This window comes from Chelatococcus sp. GCM10030263 (assembly GCF_042666455.1).
Taxonomy (GTDB): Bacteria; Pseudomonadota; Alphaproteobacteria; order Rhizobiales; family Beijerinckiaceae; genus Chelatococcus.
Map to the genome: position 1 here is coordinate 561,813 of NZ_JBHTDB010000016.1, position 17,842 is coordinate 579,654.

General features: G+C 66.5%; 14 protein-coding genes. 8 read left to right on the forward strand and 6 right to left on the reverse strand.

Annotated features, from left to right (window positions below; genetic code table 11):
* Positions 1-33: 33 nt before the first annotated feature.
* The 3 genes from ACFQU1_RS24960 to ACFQU1_RS24970 are packed head-to-tail and all read right to left on the reverse strand — an operon-like array spanning position 34 to position 3,324.
* A complete protein-coding gene (locus ACFQU1_RS24960; protein WP_378137887.1) occupies positions 34-1,131 on the reverse strand; it encodes a maleylacetate reductase in 1,098 nt (365 codons plus the stop codon).
* Positions 1,132-1,137: 6 nt separating this feature from the next.
* Complete coding sequence (locus ACFQU1_RS24965) at positions 1,138-2,328, reverse strand: enolase C-terminal domain-like protein (RefSeq protein ID WP_378137889.1); 1,191 nt, start codon at positions 2,326-2,328, stop codon at positions 1,138-1,140.
* 18 nt (positions 2,329-2,346) lie between these two features.
* Positions 2,347-3,324 carry an NAD(P)-dependent oxidoreductase gene (locus ACFQU1_RS24970; RefSeq protein WP_378137891.1) on the reverse strand — a complete coding sequence of 326 codons (978 nt, stop codon included), beginning with the start codon at positions 3,322-3,324 and terminating at the stop codon, positions 2,347-2,349.
* Between the two features lie 98 nt (positions 3,325-3,422).
* On the opposite strand from ACFQU1_RS24970, the gene ACFQU1_RS24975 reads away from it, so the two are divergent.
* The 8 genes from ACFQU1_RS24975 (at position 3,423) to ACFQU1_RS25010 (ending at position 13,701) form a co-directional block, all read left to right on the forward strand.
* On the forward strand, positions 3,423-4,313 hold the full coding sequence (locus ACFQU1_RS24975; protein ID WP_378137893.1) for a LysR family transcriptional regulator: 891 nt from the start codon (positions 3,423-3,425) through the stop codon (positions 4,311-4,313).
* Positions 4,314-4,599: 286 nt separating this feature from the next.
* Positions 4,600-5,631, forward strand: a complete 1,032-nt coding sequence (locus tag ACFQU1_RS24980; RefSeq protein WP_378137895.1) for an ABC transporter substrate-binding protein — start codon at positions 4,600-4,602, stop codon at positions 5,629-5,631.
* Positions 5,632-5,733: 102 nt separating this feature from the next.
* Positions 5,734-8,226, forward strand: a complete 2,493-nt coding sequence (locus ACFQU1_RS24985; protein ID WP_378137897.1) for an ATP-binding cassette domain-containing protein — start codon at positions 5,734-5,736, stop codon at positions 8,224-8,226.
* Positions 8,226-9,221, forward strand: coding sequence for an ABC transporter permease (locus tag ACFQU1_RS24990; protein ID WP_378137899.1), 996 nt, complete (start codon positions 8,226-8,228; stop codon positions 9,219-9,221). The genes ACFQU1_RS24985 and ACFQU1_RS24990 overlap by 1 nt, the downstream gene beginning before the upstream one ends.
* 148 nt (positions 9,222-9,369) lie before the next feature.
* Positions 9,370-10,086, forward strand: a complete 717-nt coding sequence (nanR, locus tag ACFQU1_RS24995) for a transcriptional regulator NanR (protein WP_378137901.1) — start codon at positions 9,370-9,372, stop codon at positions 10,084-10,086.
* A 108-nt stretch (positions 10,087-10,194) separates the two neighbouring features.
* Positions 10,195-11,460, forward strand: a complete 1,266-nt coding sequence (locus ACFQU1_RS25000) for a ribulose-bisphosphate carboxylase large subunit family protein (RefSeq protein WP_378137903.1) — start codon at positions 10,195-10,197, stop codon at positions 11,458-11,460.
* Entirely contained in the window at positions 11,457-12,848 is a 1,392-nt protein-coding gene (locus tag ACFQU1_RS25005) for a four-carbon acid sugar kinase family protein (protein WP_378137905.1), read from the forward strand. The genes ACFQU1_RS25000 and ACFQU1_RS25005 overlap by 4 nt, the downstream gene beginning before the upstream one ends.
* Before the next feature lie 4 nt (positions 12,849-12,852).
* Positions 12,853-13,701, forward strand: a complete 849-nt coding sequence (locus ACFQU1_RS25010) for a phosphogluconate dehydrogenase C-terminal domain-containing protein (RefSeq protein WP_378137907.1) — start codon at positions 12,853-12,855, stop codon at positions 13,699-13,701.
* Positions 13,702-13,813: 112 nt separating this feature from the next.
* Here ACFQU1_RS25010 and ACFQU1_RS25015 read toward each other — a convergent pair whose 3' ends face one another.
* Genes ACFQU1_RS25015 through ACFQU1_RS25025 form a run of 3 tightly spaced genes read right to left on the reverse strand, consistent with a single transcriptional unit; the run spans position 13,814 to position 17,793 of the window.
* Complete coding sequence (locus ACFQU1_RS25015) at positions 13,814-15,280, reverse strand: aldehyde dehydrogenase family protein (RefSeq protein ID WP_378137909.1); 1,467 nt, start codon at positions 15,278-15,280, stop codon at positions 13,814-13,816.
* 43 nt (positions 15,281-15,323) lie between these two features.
* Positions 15,324-16,307, reverse strand: a complete 984-nt coding sequence (locus ACFQU1_RS25020) for an ABC transporter permease (protein ID WP_378137911.1) — start codon at positions 16,305-16,307, stop codon at positions 15,324-15,326.
* 10 nt (positions 16,308-16,317) lie between these two features.
* Complete coding sequence (locus tag ACFQU1_RS25025) at positions 16,318-17,793, reverse strand: sugar ABC transporter ATP-binding protein (protein WP_378137913.1); 1,476 nt, start codon at positions 17,791-17,793, stop codon at positions 16,318-16,320.
* Positions 17,794-17,842: the final 49 nt, after the last annotated feature.

Below are 17,842 nucleotides of genomic sequence, written 5' to 3' on the forward strand. Positions count from 1 at the left end.
GCAGGTTTGACTTGATTGGCCGGAATCCGTGCGTCAGCCGGGGCGTGTTCCCTCATAGGCCGCCTGCAGGATGCCGTGGACGGCCTCTGCCGTGACCGGCCCCGGGTTGAGCCCGTTGTCGGTCTCGACGGTGATCTCGACGGCTCTCGGAATATCCGCCTCCTTGAAGCCGAGATCCTTGAGACGGATCGGCAGGCCGACCTCCACCATCAGGTCGAAAATGGCGGCGCCGACATTCTCCACACCCATCGCCGCGGCGATCCGCGCAAAGGCGGGCTGGGCGAAGCGGGCGTTATAGGCGGCTACATGCGGCAGGACGAGAGCATGCGACAGGCCATGGGCCACGCCGAAGCTGCCGCCCAGCGTATGGGCGAGGCCATGCTGCAGGGCAAAGCCGCCGGTGAGCGCTGCGCCCGCCAGATGTGCGCCGAACAAGAGATCGCTCCGCGCCTCGATGTCGGCCGGCTCCCGCGCGACGCGTGGAATGGCATGGGCGAGAACGCGGGCGCCCTCGATGGCGGCAAGCAGGACGGTGGGGCTCACCGTGGGCACGTAGATGACGTCGATGCAGTGCGCAAGCGCGTTCAGGGCGCTCGCCATACCGGCCTCGTGCGGCAGGCTCAGGGTCAGCGCCGGATCATAGACGACGGTGCTGGCGAGCATGTTGAGGCTCGTATGCATGCGCTTCACGCCATCGATGGTGATGCCGCAGAAGCCCGTCATCTCCGAGCCGGAATAGGTGGTGGGCACGGCGATGATCGGCAGCGGAAGCTCCAATCCAATCCCCTTGCCGAGCCCGATGGAGGCACCGCCCCCGACGCTGATCAGGCAATCGGCGCCGAGTTCACGGGCCCGCTCCTGGCCGTGCTTAGCGAGCTCGATCGGCACTTGCGACACGGCTTCCGGCAGGATGCCGACGCAGCGGTCGTCCAACCGGCGAACGACCTCGTCCCCCAAGGCGCTGCGGCCGGGCGTCGAGAGCACGAGCGCGCGGCGCGCACCGAAACGCTCCACTTCCTCGGCAATGCCGGCGATGGCTCCCACGCCGAAGACGATCCGCGGCGGCAGGGCGTTATAAACCCCGCCCGGCGTCGAGATGCGTCTGTCGCCGTGTTGGAAAGCTGCGTTCATGTTGATTCACCAATCGACAATGGTGCCGTCTTCGAGGACGGCGGAAGCGGAATGCATGACTTCGGGCTTGAAGGGATGCTTGGCGGCTTCGCGTTCGTTGACTTCGACGCCGAAGCCAGGCGCATGAGGGATTTCCCAATAGCTGCCGACGCGGCGCATCGGCGTCTGCACGACATCGTCATACCAGGGCACCGCCCCCGACATTTCCTCCTGGATGACGAAATTCGGCGTGGCGATGTCGAAATGGAGCGCGGCGGCGCCGGCGAGCGGACCGTTGGGGTTATGCGGCGCGATGCCGATGAGCTCGGCCTCGGCGGCGGCGGCGATGCGCTTGCCCTCGAGCAGCCCGCCGGTGTGATTGAGATCCGGCTGGGCGATATTGAGCGCCTTTTGGGTGAAGACCGGCAGGAACTCACGCAGGCCCACGAGGCGCTCGCCGGAGGCGATGGGGCAGCCCGCCTGTTCGGCGATGATGCGCAGCGCCGCCGTGTCGCCCGGCTGCACCGGCTCCTCGCAGAACATCGGCCTGTAGGGCGTGAGCTCCTGGATGAATTCGAGCGCCGCGGAAATCGATGCGGGCCGGCCGTGGAAGTCGATCATGATGTCGACGCTGTCGCCCACCGCGTCACGCAGCGCCTGCATCAGCCGGCCGACGTGGCGGCGCGACGGAATCGAGGCGGTGTAGTGACTGTACGGAATGAAGACGACTTTGAGCGCGTCATAGCCCTGCTCGACGACCGCAGCCGCCCTCTCCTTCAGGGCGCCTGGATCGAAGGTCTCATAGACGGAGCGCATGTCGCCGAGCCCGAGATGCGTATAGACGCGGACGCGGTCGCGGGTCTTGCCGCCGAGAAGGCGCCAGACGGGCAAGCCGACGCTCTTGCCGAAGATGTCCCACAGCGCATGTTCGATGCCGCTGATCGCCGTGACGCCGACCATGCCCAGCCGGTAGTAGCTGAACTTGGTCATGGCGCGCAGGCATTGCTCGATATCACGCGGATCGCGGCCGATGAGGATCGGTTCGAGATCTTCGAGCGCCCCGACGACCGCGCGCGTTTTCCAGTTGAGGCTCGCTTCGCCCCAGCCGTAGAGGCCGTCCTGGTCGGTGAGGACCTTGACGAAGATCCAGTTGCGCATTTCGGCATTGACGACGAGCGTCTTGATGCCGGTGATCTTGATGGGCGTATCGCTTGTCATTCAGCTTGTTCCAGGCGGTCAGGCGAGCGGCCGGCGCACGACATTGAGAAGAGGTTCGCCCGCGGCCAGACGCTTCAGGTTCTCGGCGATGAAGCTGTAGCGGCGGCCGGGCAGATTGGCGGTCCAGGCCGAGGAATGCGGGGTCGCGATTACATTCGGCAGGTCATGGAACGGCAGGTTCGCTGGCGGCACCTGGTCGTCGGCGCCAGCCGGATAGCGGTACCAGACATCGAGGCAGGCGCCGCCGATCACGCCGTCGCGCAGCGCTTCGTAGAGTGCGGCTTCCGCCAGAATTTCGGCCCGCGAGATGTTGATGACGACGGCGCTCGTCTTCATGGCGCGGAACTCAGCCGCGCCGAAGAGGCCGCGCGTCTCCTCCGTCAAGGGACAGGCGATGGCGATATAGTCGGCCTGGCCGAGAAGCTCCGGCAAATTGCCGGGGGACAGGAGCTGGTCGGCCAGGCCCGGGGGGACTTCTGTCGCGGCGTCGAGCGCCACGATGCGCATGCCGAAGGCGCGCGCGCGTGCGGCGATCGCCCGGCCGATGCGGCCGAAGCCGATGATGCCGAGGGTGCGGCCGAACAATTCGCCGTGGGGCACGCGGCTGCGGTAGACGTCCGACCAGCTCTGCGGCGTAAAGCTCTGCCGCATCTCGTCGAGGCGGATCTCCCACTGGAGCATCGCAAGGCAAACATATTCGGCGATCGGAATTTCATGTTCGAAGACGTTGCAGACGGTCGAGGCGGCCGGCAGCGTATTGAAATCGATGCCGTCGAGGCCGGCGCCCGGCACATGCAGCAGCCGGAAGGACGGCGCAGGCGATGTCTTGCGTGAGAAGCGCAAGGAAATCACCACGTCCTCCGGCCCGATCTGGTTATCGAAGGACGGCGCCTGGGCTGCTTCTCGCGGCAAGGCGACGAATTCATAGGTGCTCGGCAGCTTGGCGGCGAGTTTATCTTTGTGATTAGCCGCCTCGCCAATCATGAAGATCTTCATGTGCAAGGCCTCTCCCTGTGGCGCGACGGTAGCCGCGCCACTAAACAAGTCCAATTATTTTACTTGATTTATTGATAGCTGATACTTATCAGGCGACCATGGATCGGCGACGGCTCACCTGCTTCGTGGCGCTTGCGGAGGAACTGCATTTCCACCGCGCGGCGGCGCGCTCCCACATCAGCCAGCCGGGGCTCAGCCAGCAGCTGCGCGAGCTGGAAGACCAATTGCAGGTGCAGCTCGTCTACCGGACGAAGCGGCGCGTCTCGCTAACCCGCGCCGGCGAGGTCTTCCTCGCCGAGGCGCGCAAGATCCTGCGCACCATGGACGAGGCGGTGCATCTCGCGCGGCAGATGGACAGCGGCGCGATCGGCCAACTGGTCGTCGGCGCCACGGCACCAGCCCTGTTCATCGTGCTGCCGGAAATCGTCAAGCGTTTCAGTGAGATCCTGCCGCGGGTCGAGATCGTCGCCCATGACATGACGACGGCCGAGCAGGAGGCCGCCTTGCGCCGGGGCGACATCCATGTCGGCATCCTGCATCCGCCCTTGGACGACCCGTCCCTCGCCTGCCGCGAGATCGCCAACACGCCCTTCGACATCGTGCTCTCGGAGAGAAATCCGCTCGCACGCCTGCCTCATCTCACGATGGGCGACTTGAAGGACGAGCGCTTCGTCATCTTTCCGCGCCAGATTGGGCCACGGCTCTACGACCACATCATCGCCCTTTGCCATGACGCCGGCTTCAGCCCGAAGGAGATCGTCGAGGCCTCGCCCGCCCAGTCGATCGTGGCGATGGCGGCCTGCAATATCGGGATCGGCTTCGTCGCGTCGCGGCTGCAGCACTACGCCCGGCCGCTCGCCACCTACCGGCGGCTGGAAGGTCCCGCGCCCCAGCTCACCCTCGGCGCCGCCTATGTGCGCGACAATCCCTCCCCTGCCCTGCAGAAATTCCTCGATGTCGCGACCGAGGTCGGCGCCTTCGTGCAGTGATGCCGGCCGCGGCCGTAGGCCAGGACCAACGCGACGCCGCCGGTATAATAGCCGGCTATACTATTGGAACGAGCCTGTACCTACTGCCGACCAGCTGGAGCGATTCTTCGCTGGCGTCGGGACCGTCGCCCACCGGGCAATGACCTGAGCTGGCACGCAAGCTTCAGGACTTGCCAATCTGGTATGATGAGATAATCTCCGGCCTGCATCGGAAAACGCCGATGTGGGGGAACAACGCCGCGGTGCGAGCCGGCATACGAAGCTCGGCCGCCAAGGAGGAAAACTCATGAACAGGTCACGCTCGACCTTCTGGCTCGCCGGCATTGCCGTGGCGGCTGCGCTTGCAGCGGCCCCTGCAGCGGCCTCGCCCGACAAGCCCGTCATCGCCCTCTCCAACGCCTATTACGGCAATACCTGGCGCCACCAGATGGTCGAGGCCTTCGAGGCCGAAGCCAAGAAGGCGAAGGAAGAGGGCAAGATCGCCGATTATATCATTCTCAACGGCGACGGCAGCGTCGCTCAGCAGAACAGCCAGATCGCCGAACTCATCCTGAAGAAGGTCGACGCGATCGCCGTGGACGCCGCCTCCGAAACGGCCGTCAACGGCATCATCGAAAAGGCCTGCAAGGCCGGCATTAAGGTCGTGTCCTTCGATTCCGTCGCCTCGGCGCCCTGCAACTTCCAGCTCAATTTCGACTTCACCGGCTATAAGAAACAGCAAGCCGAGTGGGTCATGAAGAAGATCGGCGGCAAGGGCAACATCATCGTCGTGCGCGGCGTCAAAGGCTCGGCACCCGATCACGACATGTTTGCCGCACAAGAAGCTGTTCTGAAGAACTATCCCGACGTGAAGGTCGTCGCGACGGTCTACGGCCAGGCCACGGCCTCCGTCGCCCAGGCGGCGATCGCCAATGTCCTGCCGAGCCTGCCGCATGTGGACGCGGTGCTCGCCCAGGGCGGCAGCGACGATACCGGCATCGCTCAGGCCTTCGAGCAATATGGCGGCGATTATGCCAAGAAGATGCCGGTCATCGAGGGCGGTGGCAGCTCCAACTTCGTCCAGTGGTGGGCGAAGCAGAAAGAAGAGAACGGCTATTCGACGATCTCGATGAACACGACGCCGGGTATTGGCGGAGCGGCCTTCTGGCTCGCCTACAAGATCGTCAAAGGGGCCGAGCCGCCCAAGACGATGATCATGCCCGTGGCAACAGTGACGGACGAGAACCTGAAGGATTACACGAGCTTGCCCGCCGGCGTCATCGTCAGCCCGAGCTATAGCGAGGAATGGGTCGAGAAGAACCTTCTCGCAAAGAAGTAGCTCGCCCCGGCCTCGATCGGGCCGTTCCGACCGTCTCGTCCGGCCGCGCCACAGAGCGGGGCCGGCCTTCCTTTCGAGCCAAGTTTGCGGATGACAGCGGCGATGAAGCAGGCCCTATCTCCGGTCATGGAGACTGCGCCGATCCGATCCGGGCAAGTGGACGTGGCTGCGCCGGTCGTCGCCTTGACCGGCATCACCAAGGCCTTTGGGCCGACCCTTGCCAATAGCAGTGTCGATCTCGTCGTTCGCCGTGGCGAGGTGATCGGTCTGGTGGGTGGAAACGGCGCCGGCAAGAGCACCTTGATGCGCGTCCTGACGGGCGTGATCGCGCCGGACGAGGGCGGCCTCGCCATCGCCGGCGCATCTATCCCTTGGCATGGCTATGGTCCGGCCCGGTCACGCGCTGAAGGGATCCGCATCGTCCACCAGGAGCTGTCGCTCTGCGGCAATCTCACGGTCGCCGAAAATTTCTTTCTGGAGCGGCCGGATATCGCGCGGAGCGTTCCCGGCTGGCGCCGCACCTACCGGAGCCTGGCCAAGCGCGGCCTCGACGAGGTCTTCCCCGGCCACGGCATCGACGTCGACCGGCAAGTCGACCGCCTGCCCATCGGCCAACGCCAGATGGTGGAGATCGCCCGCGCGGCGGCGGATCCAGCCCTGAAGCTGCTCGTTCTCGACGAGCCGACCTCCTCGCTCGATGTCGAGCGCAGCCGGCAGCTGCAGGCCTTCGTCAAGGCGCGCGCCGCAGCCGGCGTTTCCTTTGTCTTCATCAGCCACAAGCTCAAGGAAATCCTCGGGTTTGCCTCGCGCATCGTGGTGCTGCGCAATGGTCGGACCGCCTGGGCCGGCGATGCTGCGGGCGCCTCTGTCGAACAACTCGTGCAGGCCATGGGAGGCGCGGCCGAGGCGGCGGCGAAAGCCGAGCGCCGGTCCCTGGACACCGCCGGGCGCGGCAAAGTCGTCGCCCGCCTCTCCGGCGACATCGTCGCACCGCTCGGCCGATCCATCGAGCTCCGGGCCGGCGAAATCGTCGGCTTGGCGGGCCTTGAGGGCAACGGCCAGAAGGACATGCTCCACCGGCTCTTCACAGCCGGGCGGCAAGGCGATGTCGCCGTCCTTGCAAGCACCAGCTTCGTCTCGGGCGACCGCCAGCGTGAGGGCGTCTTCCCGCTCTGGGACGTGCTCGGCAATATTGGCCTCGGGCGCATCGCGCACCGGCCGGGCTGGGCGCCCGTCTCCGATGCGGAGGAACGCCGCGCCGCCTTGCCCGCGATCGAACGCCTCAGCCTCGATCCTTCGCGGCTCACGTCCAACATTTTGGAGCTCAGCGGCGGCAATCAGCAGAAGGCGCTCGTCGCTCGCGCCCTCGTCGGCGACGGCGAGGTTATCCTTCTCGACGATCCCACCCGCGGCGTCGACGTCAATGCAAAGACCGACTTCTACGGCGTTGTCGAGGAGATCGCCGCCGCCGGCCGCCTCGTGGTCTGGCATTCGACCGAAGACCTCGAATTCCTCGAATGCGACCGCGTGCTCGTCTTCAGCGGCGGGTGTATCGTGCGCGAGCTCGTGGGCGACGAGATCTCCGAGGACAAAATCGTCAACTCGTCCTTCCTGCAGGAGATCTCCGGCGCGACGGCAAACCGCGACGCAAGTAAGCGGCAGGGTGTGGATCGCGACATCGCCGGCCGTCTCGTCGGGCTGATGCCCTTCGTCAGCCTCATCGCCGTGATCGGCGTGATGGCGGCGATCAATCCGATGGTGCTGACGGCCTTCGGGCTCGACCTCTTGCTCGGTTCGGCCGTGGCACTCACCTTGATTGCATTCGCTCAGATGTTCGTGATCGGCGGCAGCGAGATCGACCTCGGCGTCGGCGCCTTCGCGGGTGTCGTCAATGTCATCAGCGCGACGCTCCTGGTCGACAACCCTGCCGTGGGAGCCATGGCGCTCCTCGCCGCCTGGCTCGCCTATGGCGTGCTTGCGGCCATCATCCACCTGAGGAAGATCCCGGCCATCGTGGTGACGCTTGGGGCGTCCTTCATCTGGATCGGCATCGGCTACAGCCTGCAGCCGACGCCCGGCGGCAGCAGCCCGGAATGGCTCACGGCGCTCTTCACCTGGCAGATCCCGGGCGTACCGACCACGGTCGTGCTCGTGCTCATCGCCGCGGCCGTGGCGGTCCTTATCGATCGAGCACCGCTCGGCGTGGTGCTGCGCGGCTTCGGCAACAATGCGCCGGCGCTCGCACGCGGCGGCTGGTCGGTGCTGCGTTATGCGGTCATCCGCTATCTCATCGCCGGAGCCTTCGGCCTCGTCGCCGGGCTTTCCCTCACCGCGATCAACACGGCGAGCGACATCAATGCCGGCGGGTCCTTCACGCTCTTGAGCGTCGCAGCGGTTGTGATGGGGGGCTGCGCTTTGCTGGGCGGCGTCATTTCGCCGCTCGGCGTCGCGGCGGGAGCCGCCACCTTGTCGCTGATCGGCGCCCTTCTCGGCACGCTTGACGTCAGCACCGACTATAACGCGGCGGTGCAGGGAGCGCTGCTGCTCGTCATCCTGGTGCTGCGCATCGCGGCCGACCGCCGGGGAGAGGCGTGATGCAGAACCTGTCGCAATGGGCGGCGCGCAACCGCTGGATCTGGTCGCTGATCGGCGTCGTCGTCCTGTGGGGCATCCTCAGCCTCATCACAGACCGGCTCAGCCTGCATAGCCTCTCGGGGGTGGCGACCTCCGCCTCCTTCCTGGTGCTCGCAGCGCTCGGGCAGATGTTCGTGGTCACCACCGGGCGCGGCAATATCGATCTGTCGATCGCCAGCGTGATCGCCATGAGCGCCTTTGCGAGCCTGATCCTGTCGAGCGGCAGCGACGGCAATCTTGCGCTGGGGCTCGCGGCTGTCCTCGCCATCGGCCTCGTGGTCGGGACGGTGAATGCGGTGCTCGTCGTGCTCTTCCGGATCCCGGCGATGATTGCGACCTTGGCGACGGGTTACGTGCTCGCCACCGGGACGCTTCTCGCCAACCGCCATATCGCGGGCGCCGTCGCCAACCCTGCGCTCACCTTCGTCGCGGCCGGAAAGGTCGCCGGCGTGCCGGTGATGCTTCTCGTAGCGCTCGCAGCGGTTATCCTCTCCAGCCTCGTTCTCGGCCGGCTCGCCTATGGGCGCAGCCTGTCGGCGGTCGGCCAGAACCTGCGCGCGGCGCGGCTCGCCGGTGTGCGGACCGGCCGCGTGGTGGCAACGACCTTCCTGATCAGCTCGCTTCTTGCGGCGATCGATGGCGCCCTCCTCAGCGCCTATGTGGGCGGCGCCTTTCTCGAGATGGGCACACCCTATCTCTTGCAGTCGGTCGGCGCCGTGGTGATCGGCGGCTCACTCATCTTCGGCGGCGGCTCGACGGCTGTCGGCACCTTCTTCGGCTGCGTCCTGCTCGTGCTGATCGTCACGACCATGCAGATCGCAGGGCTACCGCCCGGCACCCAGGACATCGTCCAGGGCACCGTGGTGATCGCCGTGCTCGCGCTCGCCGGCGGGAGCGCCTGGAGGCGGAACACGCGCAGAGGCACGGGCGCTGCAGTCGCGGCCAGGAGCGCATAAGCCAGGAGGACGGAAGGCCTTTCGGCGAGCGCACGAAGTGCAGCCGAGGTCGAGGCCTTGACTTCGGAGGAAGCCCGGCGCAATGGCCGGCAATCATTGGGCCGCCAGGCCGGTGAATTTCAGCAGCGAGAAGGCAGTCGGGTCAAGGATGGAAGCCATCACGCGCCGCAAGCTCTCCCATGAGGTGCTCGATCGCCTGCTCGCCGGGATCGAGGCGGGGGAGTATGCACCGGGCTCGCAGCTGCCGTCCGAACGCGAACTGATGACGCGCTTCGGTGTCGGGCGCCCGGCCATTCGCGAGGCGATGCAGACGCTCCAGCAGATGGGCATCATCCGCATCACGCATGGCGAACGGGCGCGCGTCATTCTGCCGACGCCCAATGCCATCATCGACCAGATCACGGGCGCGATGATCCAGCTCCTGTCGAGCAATCCGCGCGACCTGCACGATCTCAAGGAAGCGCGCCTGTTCTTCGAGGTCGGCCTTGCCCGCATCGCCACCCAGCGAGCGACACGCGAGAGCCTCGAGCAGCTTCGGGCAGCGCTCGTCCACTGCCAGGACGTCCGCGGCGACCTCGGCCGCTTCGTGGCCGCCGACATGGCCTTCCACCGGCAGATCGCGGCCATGTCCGGCAATCTCCTGATCGCCGCAGTCAGCCAGGGCATGCTCGACTGGCTCAGCCGCTTCAAGCGCGAGCTCGTTTCCGCTCGCGGGGCAGAGCGGCTGACACTCGAGGAACATGAGCGCATCTACAAAGCCATCGCTGCCGGTGATGCGGATGCTGCGGCGAAGGCCATGTCGGACCATCTGACGCGCGCCAATGCGCTCTATTCGGTGCTCGCGGCCGGCGCCGGCAACGACTGAGATCGCGGGCGCCGGCAAGGCTGCAATCCACGGCCTGCGGGCCGCCTCCGGCTTGTGACGGCCCCCCAACTGGTATAATCAGTATAACATAAACGGGAGGAGCCAATCGTGACCGAGCCGACGCGTATCGAAGCCGATTATCTGATCGAGACCGCTTTCGATCCGCGCCAGGCCGTGGAGGTCATGGCGGGCGAACAGTCGAGCGGCACCTTCGTGCCCGTGCCGGGTGAGACGCCCGAGCTCAAGGAGCGCTCGGCGGCGCGCATCGAGAGTCTTGAAGTGGTCGAGGAGCTGCGCGAACCCTCGCTCCCAGGGGCCGGCCGGCCGAAGACGGGCGAGCCCGTCTACAAGCGGGCGCGCGTGACGCTGTCCTGGCCCTTCGCCAATCTCGGCGCCTCCCTGCCGAACCTCATGGCCACCGTCGCCGGCAATCTCTTCGAGCTGAAGCAGTTTTCCGGGCTCAGGATCCTGGATATCCGGCTGCCGCATGCCTTCGCGGAGGCCTATCCCGGGCCGAAATTCGGCGTCGCCGGCACGCGCCGGCTCACGGGCGTCGAAGGCCGGCCGCTCATCGGCACGATCATCAAGCCAAGCGTCGGCTTCGGCCCGGAGGAGACGGCATCGCTCACGAAGTTGCTGTGCGAGGCCGGCATCGACTTCATCAAGGATGACGAATTGCAGGCCGACGGGCCGCATTGCCCCTTCGAGGAGCGGGCGCGCGCCGTGATGCGCGTCATCAACGACCATGCCGAGCACACCGGCAAGAAGGTGATGTATGCGCTGAACATCACCGGCGATCTCGATGAGATGCGCCGGCGCCACGATCTCGTGCGCGGCCTCGGCGGCACCTCGATCATGGCGAGCCTCAACTCGGTCGGTCTCGTCGGCATGATCGAGCTCGGCCGCTTCTCGGAGCTACCGATTCACGCCCACCGCAACGGCTGGGGCTATCTCTCTCGCGCGCCGCTGCTCGGCTGGTCCTATGTCGCGTGGCAGAAGATCTGGCGCCTCGCCGGTGCCGACCACATGCATGTGAACGGCCTCGGCAACAAATTCTGCGAGGAAGACGAAAGCGTCATCGCCTCGGCGCGGGCCTGCCTCACGCCCATGTTCGCCGACAAGCCTTGCATCGCCATGCCGGTCTTCTCCTCCGGTCAATCGGCGAAACAGGCGCCGGGCACTTTTGCCGCGCTCGGCTCGACGGATCTCATCTATGCGGCCGGCGGCGGCATCATGGCCCATCCGGACGGGCCGGCCGCCGGGGTCGCGAGCCTGCGGGAGGCCTGGGAGGCGGCAACTTCGGGCGTGCCGCTCGCCGACTACGCGAAGGACCGCCCTGCCCTCGCCAAGGCGCTCGGAGCCTATGCCGGATGAGCGCGCCTGACCGGGGCCTGCCTGACGGGCTCCTCCTCAGCTATTATGGCGACGATTACACCGGCTCCTCGGCCGTCATGGAGGTGATGACCTTCGCCGGCCTGCCGACGGTGCTCTTCCTCGACCTGCCCACACCCGAGCGACTCGCCTCTTTCGCGGACTACCGCGGGATCGGCATTGCCGGCATCGCCCGGTCGCAGAGCCCGGCCTGGATGGAGGCGCATCTGCCGCCGATCTTCCGGCGGCTCGACGATCTCGGCGCGCCCATCGCCCATTACAAGGTCTGCTCGACCTTCGATTCCGCTCCGCATGTCGGCTCCATCGGCAAGGCGGTGGAGATCGCCGCACCTCTCCTCGGCGGCGCCTGGCATCCGCTCGTCGTGGCCGCGCCGGCGCTCGGCCGCTACCAGGCCTTCGGCAATCTCTTCGCCACCATCGCCGAGGAGGGCTACCGCCTCGACCGTCACCCCGTCATGGCGCGCCATCCGGTGACGCCGATGGACGAGGCGGACATTCTGCGCCACCTCGCCCGCCAGACGGAGATGGCGAGCGGCCTCGTCGATTTCGTCGCCATGAAGCAAGGACGCGGCAACGCGCGGCTCGCCGTCATGCGCGATCAGGGCGCGCGCATCGTCGCCTTCGACGTGCTCGATGACGAAACGCTGGCCGAGGCCGGCCGGCTCATCTGGGAGCATCGCGGTGAGCGGCTGCTGGCGGTTGGATCGCAAGGCGTCGAATATGCGCTCGCGGCCCATTGGCGGGAGCGCGGCTTCATTCCGCAAGAGGCACCCGCCTTTCGCGCGCCGCCCGTCGAGCGCATCATCGCCGTCTCCGGCTCCTGCTCGCCCATTACCGCTGGGCAGATCGCCTTCGCCGAGCGGAACGGCTTTTCGCCATTGCCGCTCGATGCGACGCGCGCCGTCGACGAGGCGGCCTGGGCCGCGGAGATCGGTCGCGCTGGCGATGAAGCCCTACGCCTCATCAGTGACGGCAAGGACCCGCTCGTCTTCACCGCGCGGGGCCCGGATGATCGGGCTGTCGCCGCCCTCGCGCAGGCGATCGCGACGAGCGGCGCTTCGCCCGGCAAGGTCAACGACCGCATCGGCGACGGCCTCGGCCGGCTGCTCGATGGCGTGCTGCGCAAAAGCGGGCTGCGCCGCGCGGTGATCGCCGGCGGCGACACCTCCGGACACGCGAGCCTGGCGCTCGGCATCTATGCCCTGACCGCGCTCGCGCCGGTCGCACCCGGTTCGCCGCTCTGCCGTGCTCATTCCGACGATCCGGTCCATGACGGGCTCGAGATCGCCCTCAAGGGTGGCCAGGTCGGCCGGCCCGATTTCTTCTGCGCCGTCAAAGACGGCGGCGCGCCCGATCCCAATGGAGGATGACGAGATGACCAGGATCGCTTTGCTGGGCGCCGGCGGCAAGATGGGCGTGCGCCTCGCCCGCAATCTGCAGAATTCGCCCTATGAGGTCGCCCATGTGGAGGTGTCGGACGAGGGCCGGGAGCGTCTCAAGGCCGGCATCGGCGTCGATTGCGTCGAGCGCGATGTGGCGCTCGCCGATGCCGATGTCGTCATCATGGCGGTCCCGGACCGGCTGATCGGCAAGATCGCCCATACTTTCATCGACCGCGTGAAGCCCGGCACCGCCATCATCATGCTCGATGCGGCCGCTCCTCATGCCGGCGAGTTGCCGGAGCGCAAGGACATCACCTATTTCGTCACGCATCCCTGTCATCCGCCGATCTTCAACGACGAGACGGACCCGGAGGCGCGTAAGGATTTCTTCGGTGGCGTTAAGGCCAAGCAGCACATCGTCTGCGCGCTCATGCAGGGGCCTGAGGAGCATTATGCGCTCTGCGAGGCCATCGCGCGCACCATCTATAAGCCGGTGATGCGCTCGCATCGCTGCACGGTCGAGCATATCGCCATCATGGAGCCGGCGCTGTCCGAGACGATCGGCGCGACGCTCTGCCTTGCGCTGCGCGAGGCGACCGACGAGGCCGTGCGCCGCGGTGTGCCGCGCCAGGCGGCCGTCGATTTCATGCTCGGACATCTCAATATCGAGCTCGCCATCGCCTTCGAGCAGTTTCCCGAAGGCCGGTTCTCGGATGGCGCGCTCTATGCGATCGCTCAGGCGCGGCCGCAGATCTTCCGTGAGGGCTGGCTCGAGCGGATCTTCGACCCGGCCGCCGTCAAGCAGTCCGTCGACGAGATCTGCAACCCGAAAGCCGCGTAAACCGGCCGCTCAGTTCGCGCACTACAGGGGCGGCTGGCGCATGCCAGCCGCCCCTGATCATCAGCCTGATTGCCGCGCTCATCAGCGCGGCGCAATGCTTCTGAGGAAGCGTTCAGGCGTAGTTGTTGTAGAGGGTCTTCTTGCGCATGAAGCCCTCGATGCCGTGCTGGCCGTCCTCGCCGCCGAGGCCGCTCTTGCGGTAGCCGGTGTGGAAGCCGTGCGGGCTCTCGCCCGACGGGCGGTTCACGTAGATCTCGCCGAAATGCAGCTCGTTCACGCTGCGCATGATCTTGCGGTTGTCGCGCGTGAAGACATAGGCCGACAGCCCGTATTCGGAATCATTGGCATAGGCGAGCGCCTGGTCGAAATCTTCGACCGCCATCGCGGCGATGACCGGACCGAAGGTTTCCTCCCTCATGATGTCCACGTCATTGGAGGAGACCGAGAAGACCGTCGGGAAGAACCAGTGGCCACGTTCGAAAGTGCTGCCCGTCGGCTTTGCTTCACTGACGAGCGTCGCATTCTGCTCCAATGCGCGGGCGACCATCTTCTTCAGCTTCTCGACCTCGACATTGCTGATGCGCGGACCGACATTCACGTCCGTCGTCGGATCGCCGACCTTGAGCGCATTCACCTTGGCGATGAACTTGTCCATGAACTGGTCATGGATCTTGCGGTGCAGATACATGCGGTCGTTGCAGGTGCAAACCGACCCGCCGAAGAAGAACTTGGAGGTCACCGCGGCCTCGACGGCCTTGTCGATGTCCGCATCGTCCATGACGATGAAGGGCGCTTTGCCGCCGAGCTCCAGCCGGATCGGCTTGATCTGCTCGGCGCCGAGCGCGTAGATCTCGCCGCCGGCGCGCACGCTGCCGGTCATGGAGATGAGGTCGGTGCCCTTGTGCGAGACGAGATGCGCGCCGACCGTGCGTCCGTCGCCGACGACGATATTGACGACGCCGTCCGGAATGCCGGCCCGGCGGCAGAGCTCGCCGAGGACCAGCGTGGTGAGCGGCGTGAGCTCATGCGGCTTGACGACGATCGTGTTGCCGGTAACGAGGGCCGGCCCCACCTTGCGGGCGAAGAGCGCCGCGGGGAAGTTCCAGGCGGTGATGCCGGCGACGACGCCATAAGGCACGCGCTGGATCCAGATCTGCTCGTCGCGTCCTTCGCCGGGCAGGATTTCGCCCTGCAGCCGACGGGCGCTCTCGGCCGCATAGCGCAGCAATGCCGAGGAGAAGCCGACATCGATGCGCGACTCGGACAAAAGCTTGCCGCCCTCGGCGGTAAGGAGCTGGGCAAGCGGCTCGGCGTTCTCGTCGATCAAGCCTGCGAGCTTGTGAAGGAGGGTGGCCCGTTCCATCGGCGTCGCCGCGCCCCAGGCGGGTTGCGCCTTGCGGGCGGCGGCCACCGCGCGGTCCGCGTCTTCGATGCTGCTCGATGCCACCGTCGCAACGGGACTCTCGTCCGTGGGATTGTGAATTTCGCGGCGGTCGCTGCTCGCCGACTCGACCCATCGCCCGCCGATATACAACTGCCCGGCGCCGATGCCGAAATCCCGCATGGTCTGAATGGTCATGCACTATTCTCCTTGGCCTACGCGATCTGTGGAGCGCGCCTGGTTACTTGATGATGCCGATTTTCTTGCGGTCGATCGTGAAGAAGACCGAAAGGATGAGCACCAAGCCCTTGATGATGTTCTGGAAATAGGGGTCCAGACCGATGATGTTCAGGCCGTTCGAGAGGATGGTGATGATCAGCGCTCCGAGGATGGTGCCCTGGATGCTGCCGACGCCGCCGGTCAGTGGTGTCCCGCCTACCACGACCGCTGCGATGGCGTCGAGTTCCAAGCCCTCGCCGAGCTGCGCGGTCGCGGCCATGGCGCGCGCTCCCTGGAGTAGGCCCGCCATGCCGCAGAGGAGCCCGAGCAAGGCAAAGATGGCGATCTTGACGCGCTCTACCTTGATGCCCGTGAGGAAGGCGATCCGCTCGCCGCCGCCGATCGCGCGCACCTCGCGGCCGAAGACTGTCAGGTTGAGCATGACTGCTGACAGGCCGATCAGCGCGAGCGCGATCAGCACCGAATGGGGAATATTGCCGCTGCGCCCGGAATAGACGTCGAGAAAGGACTCGTCCTCGATGGAGACCGGCGCGCCGCGCGTGAAATAGAGCACAACGCCGCGATAGACCACCATGGCGCCGAGCGTCACGATGAAGGAAGGCACCTTGCCCTTGGCGACGATGATGCCGTTGAGGAGGCCGCAGGCGACACCGACTGCGCAGGCCGGCACGATGGCGAAGACGCCGAGGCTAGCCGAAGTCGCGGCAGCGACCAGCGCCGACAAGGCCACGATGGCGCCCACGGAGAGGTCGATCGAGCCGGCGATGATGACGAAGGTCAAACCCAGCGCCGCCACGAGCAGCACGACCGCCTGCTGCGCGACGATCATCAAATTGTTGAACTGCAGAAAGCGGGGAGACAGCAGCGAGAAGATCGCTGCGAGCGCGACGAGAAGCAGGATGGGAAACAGGCGTCGCAGTTCCTCCCGTCCGAAACGGCGGCGGGGCTCGCGCGGCGCGCTGGCCTGGAGTTCGGCGGGTGTCACGGCGCTCTCCTCAGGTCATATGCCGAATGATGGCGTCTTCGGTCGTGGTCGCGGGATCGTCGATCGCGGCGACCGCTTTGCCGCCGCGCATGACGAGGATGCGGTCGCTCAGGCCGATCAGCTCGTTGAGGTCCTCGCTCACGAGCAGAATGGCGAGGCCCTCGTCAGCCGCCTCGCGCAGCGACCGGTAGATCTCGGCGCGCGCCCCGACATCGACGCCCCGCGTCGGATTGTTGAGAAGCAGCACGCGCGGATCGATCGCCAGACATTTGCCGAGCACGACCTTCTGCAGATTGCCACCGCTGAGCGAGCCGGCACGCGCCTTGTCGGAGCTCGTTTTGATGCGGAGCCGGCTAATGAGCTTCGCGGCCAGGTCGCGCGCGCGGCCACGGTCAAAGAAGGGCCCGCGTCGCGGCGGCCGCGCCATCACGAGATTGTCGAGAACGCTCGCCTCGACGATCAAGCCTTCCGCCGTGCGGTCGCCCGGCAGATAGGCGATGCCACGCGACCAGGCGCCCGCGGGCGTCCGGGGCTTCAGCGGCTGTCCTTCGAGGCGCAGCTTTCCTCCGCTCGGCCGCGCCGCGCCGGCAACGATTTCGAGGATGCGCTCGCCCCCTGCCCCTTTGAGGCCGGCGATGCCGAAGATCTCGCCGCTGCCGAGCGCGAGCGAAATGGGCTCCAGCCGGTCGCTCGCAACCGCATCGAGACGCAACACGGGATCTGAGCCCCGCACGGCCGCCCGCGGCGGAAACAGGCCGTCGGCGAGGTCGCGCCCGACCATCCGGCTCTGAATGCCCTCGCGATCGAGTTCGCCGGTGGCATAGTCGCCGACCTTGCAGCCGTCCTTGAGGATCGTCAGCCGGTCGGCCACCGCTTCGACTTCCGCGAGATGATGCGACACGAAGGCGACGACCAGCCCGCGCGCCTTCAAGGCCTGCATGGCCGCGAGCACGAGCTCGATCTCGCGATGATTGAGGAAAGCCGTCGACTCATCGAAGAGCACGGCGCGCGGCGCGGTCGACAGCACGCGAGCGATCTCGATGCATTTCCACTGCCCGAGATCGAGCGATCCGATCGGCCGGCGGACCGAGATATCCGCCGAGAGGCCGTCGAGAATAGCCTGCGCCTCACGCTGTAGCGCGGCCTGCATCAGCATCCCGCCGCGCCGGAAGCGCCGCAACTGGCCGGCGAAGATGTTCTCCGCGACGGTGAGAGACGGGTTGATCGTCATCTCCTGAAAGACGAGGCCGACCCCCGCCTGCGTCGCATCCGTCAGCGAACGCGGCGCATAGGAGGCGCCGTCGAGTGACATGGTCCCGGCATCCGGCCGTTCGGCGCCGCCGAGGATCTTGAGCAGGGTCGACTTGCCCGCACCATTCTCGCCGACCAGCGCATGAATGGTGCCGGCCTGAAGCGTGATGGAGACGCCGGCAAGCGCCTTCGTCCTGCCGAAGCTGCGTGAGATATCCTGAGCAACGATCTGCACGGGCATCCTGCCTCGCGAGCGGGTTGACGGGCCGCCAGGGCTGCCCGGT

Excerpts from the sequence above, each read along its gene's own strand:
- ACFQU1_RS25010 (WP_378137907.1), top strand. The coding sequence starts at position 12,853 with ATGACCAGGATCGCTTTGCTGGGCGCCGGCGGCAAGATGGGCGTGCGC.
- ACFQU1_RS24975 (WP_378137893.1), top strand. The coding sequence starts at position 3,423 with ATGGATCGGCGACGGCTCACCTGCTTCGTGGCGCTTGCGGAGGAACTG.
- ACFQU1_RS24960 (WP_378137887.1), bottom strand. The coding sequence starts at position 1,131 with ATGAACGCAGCTTTCCAACACGGCGACAGACGCATCTCGACGCCGGGC.
- ACFQU1_RS24985 (WP_378137897.1), top strand. The coding sequence starts at position 5,734 with ATGAAGCAGGCCCTATCTCCGGTCATGGAGACTGCGCCGATCCGATCC.
- ACFQU1_RS24980 (WP_378137895.1), top strand. The coding sequence starts at position 4,600 with ATGAACAGGTCACGCTCGACCTTCTGGCTCGCCGGCATTGCCGTGGCG.
- ACFQU1_RS25005 (WP_378137905.1), top strand. The coding sequence starts at position 11,457 with ATGAGCGCGCCTGACCGGGGCCTGCCTGACGGGCTCCTCCTCAGCTAT.
- ACFQU1_RS25015 (WP_378137909.1), bottom strand. The coding sequence starts at position 15,280 with ATGACCATTCAGACCATGCGGGATTTCGGCATCGGCGCCGGGCAGTTG.
- ACFQU1_RS24965 (WP_378137889.1), bottom strand. The coding sequence starts at position 2,328 with ATGACAAGCGATACGCCCATCAAGATCACCGGCATCAAGACGCTCGTC.
- ACFQU1_RS24990 (WP_378137899.1), top strand. The coding sequence starts at position 8,226 with ATGCAGAACCTGTCGCAATGGGCGGCGCGCAACCGCTGGATCTGGTCG.
- ACFQU1_RS24970 (WP_378137891.1), bottom strand. The coding sequence starts at position 3,324 with ATGAAGATCTTCATGATTGGCGAGGCGGCTAATCACAAAGATAAACTC.
- nanR (WP_378137901.1), top strand. The coding sequence starts at position 9,370 with ATGGAAGCCATCACGCGCCGCAAGCTCTCCCATGAGGTGCTCGATCGC.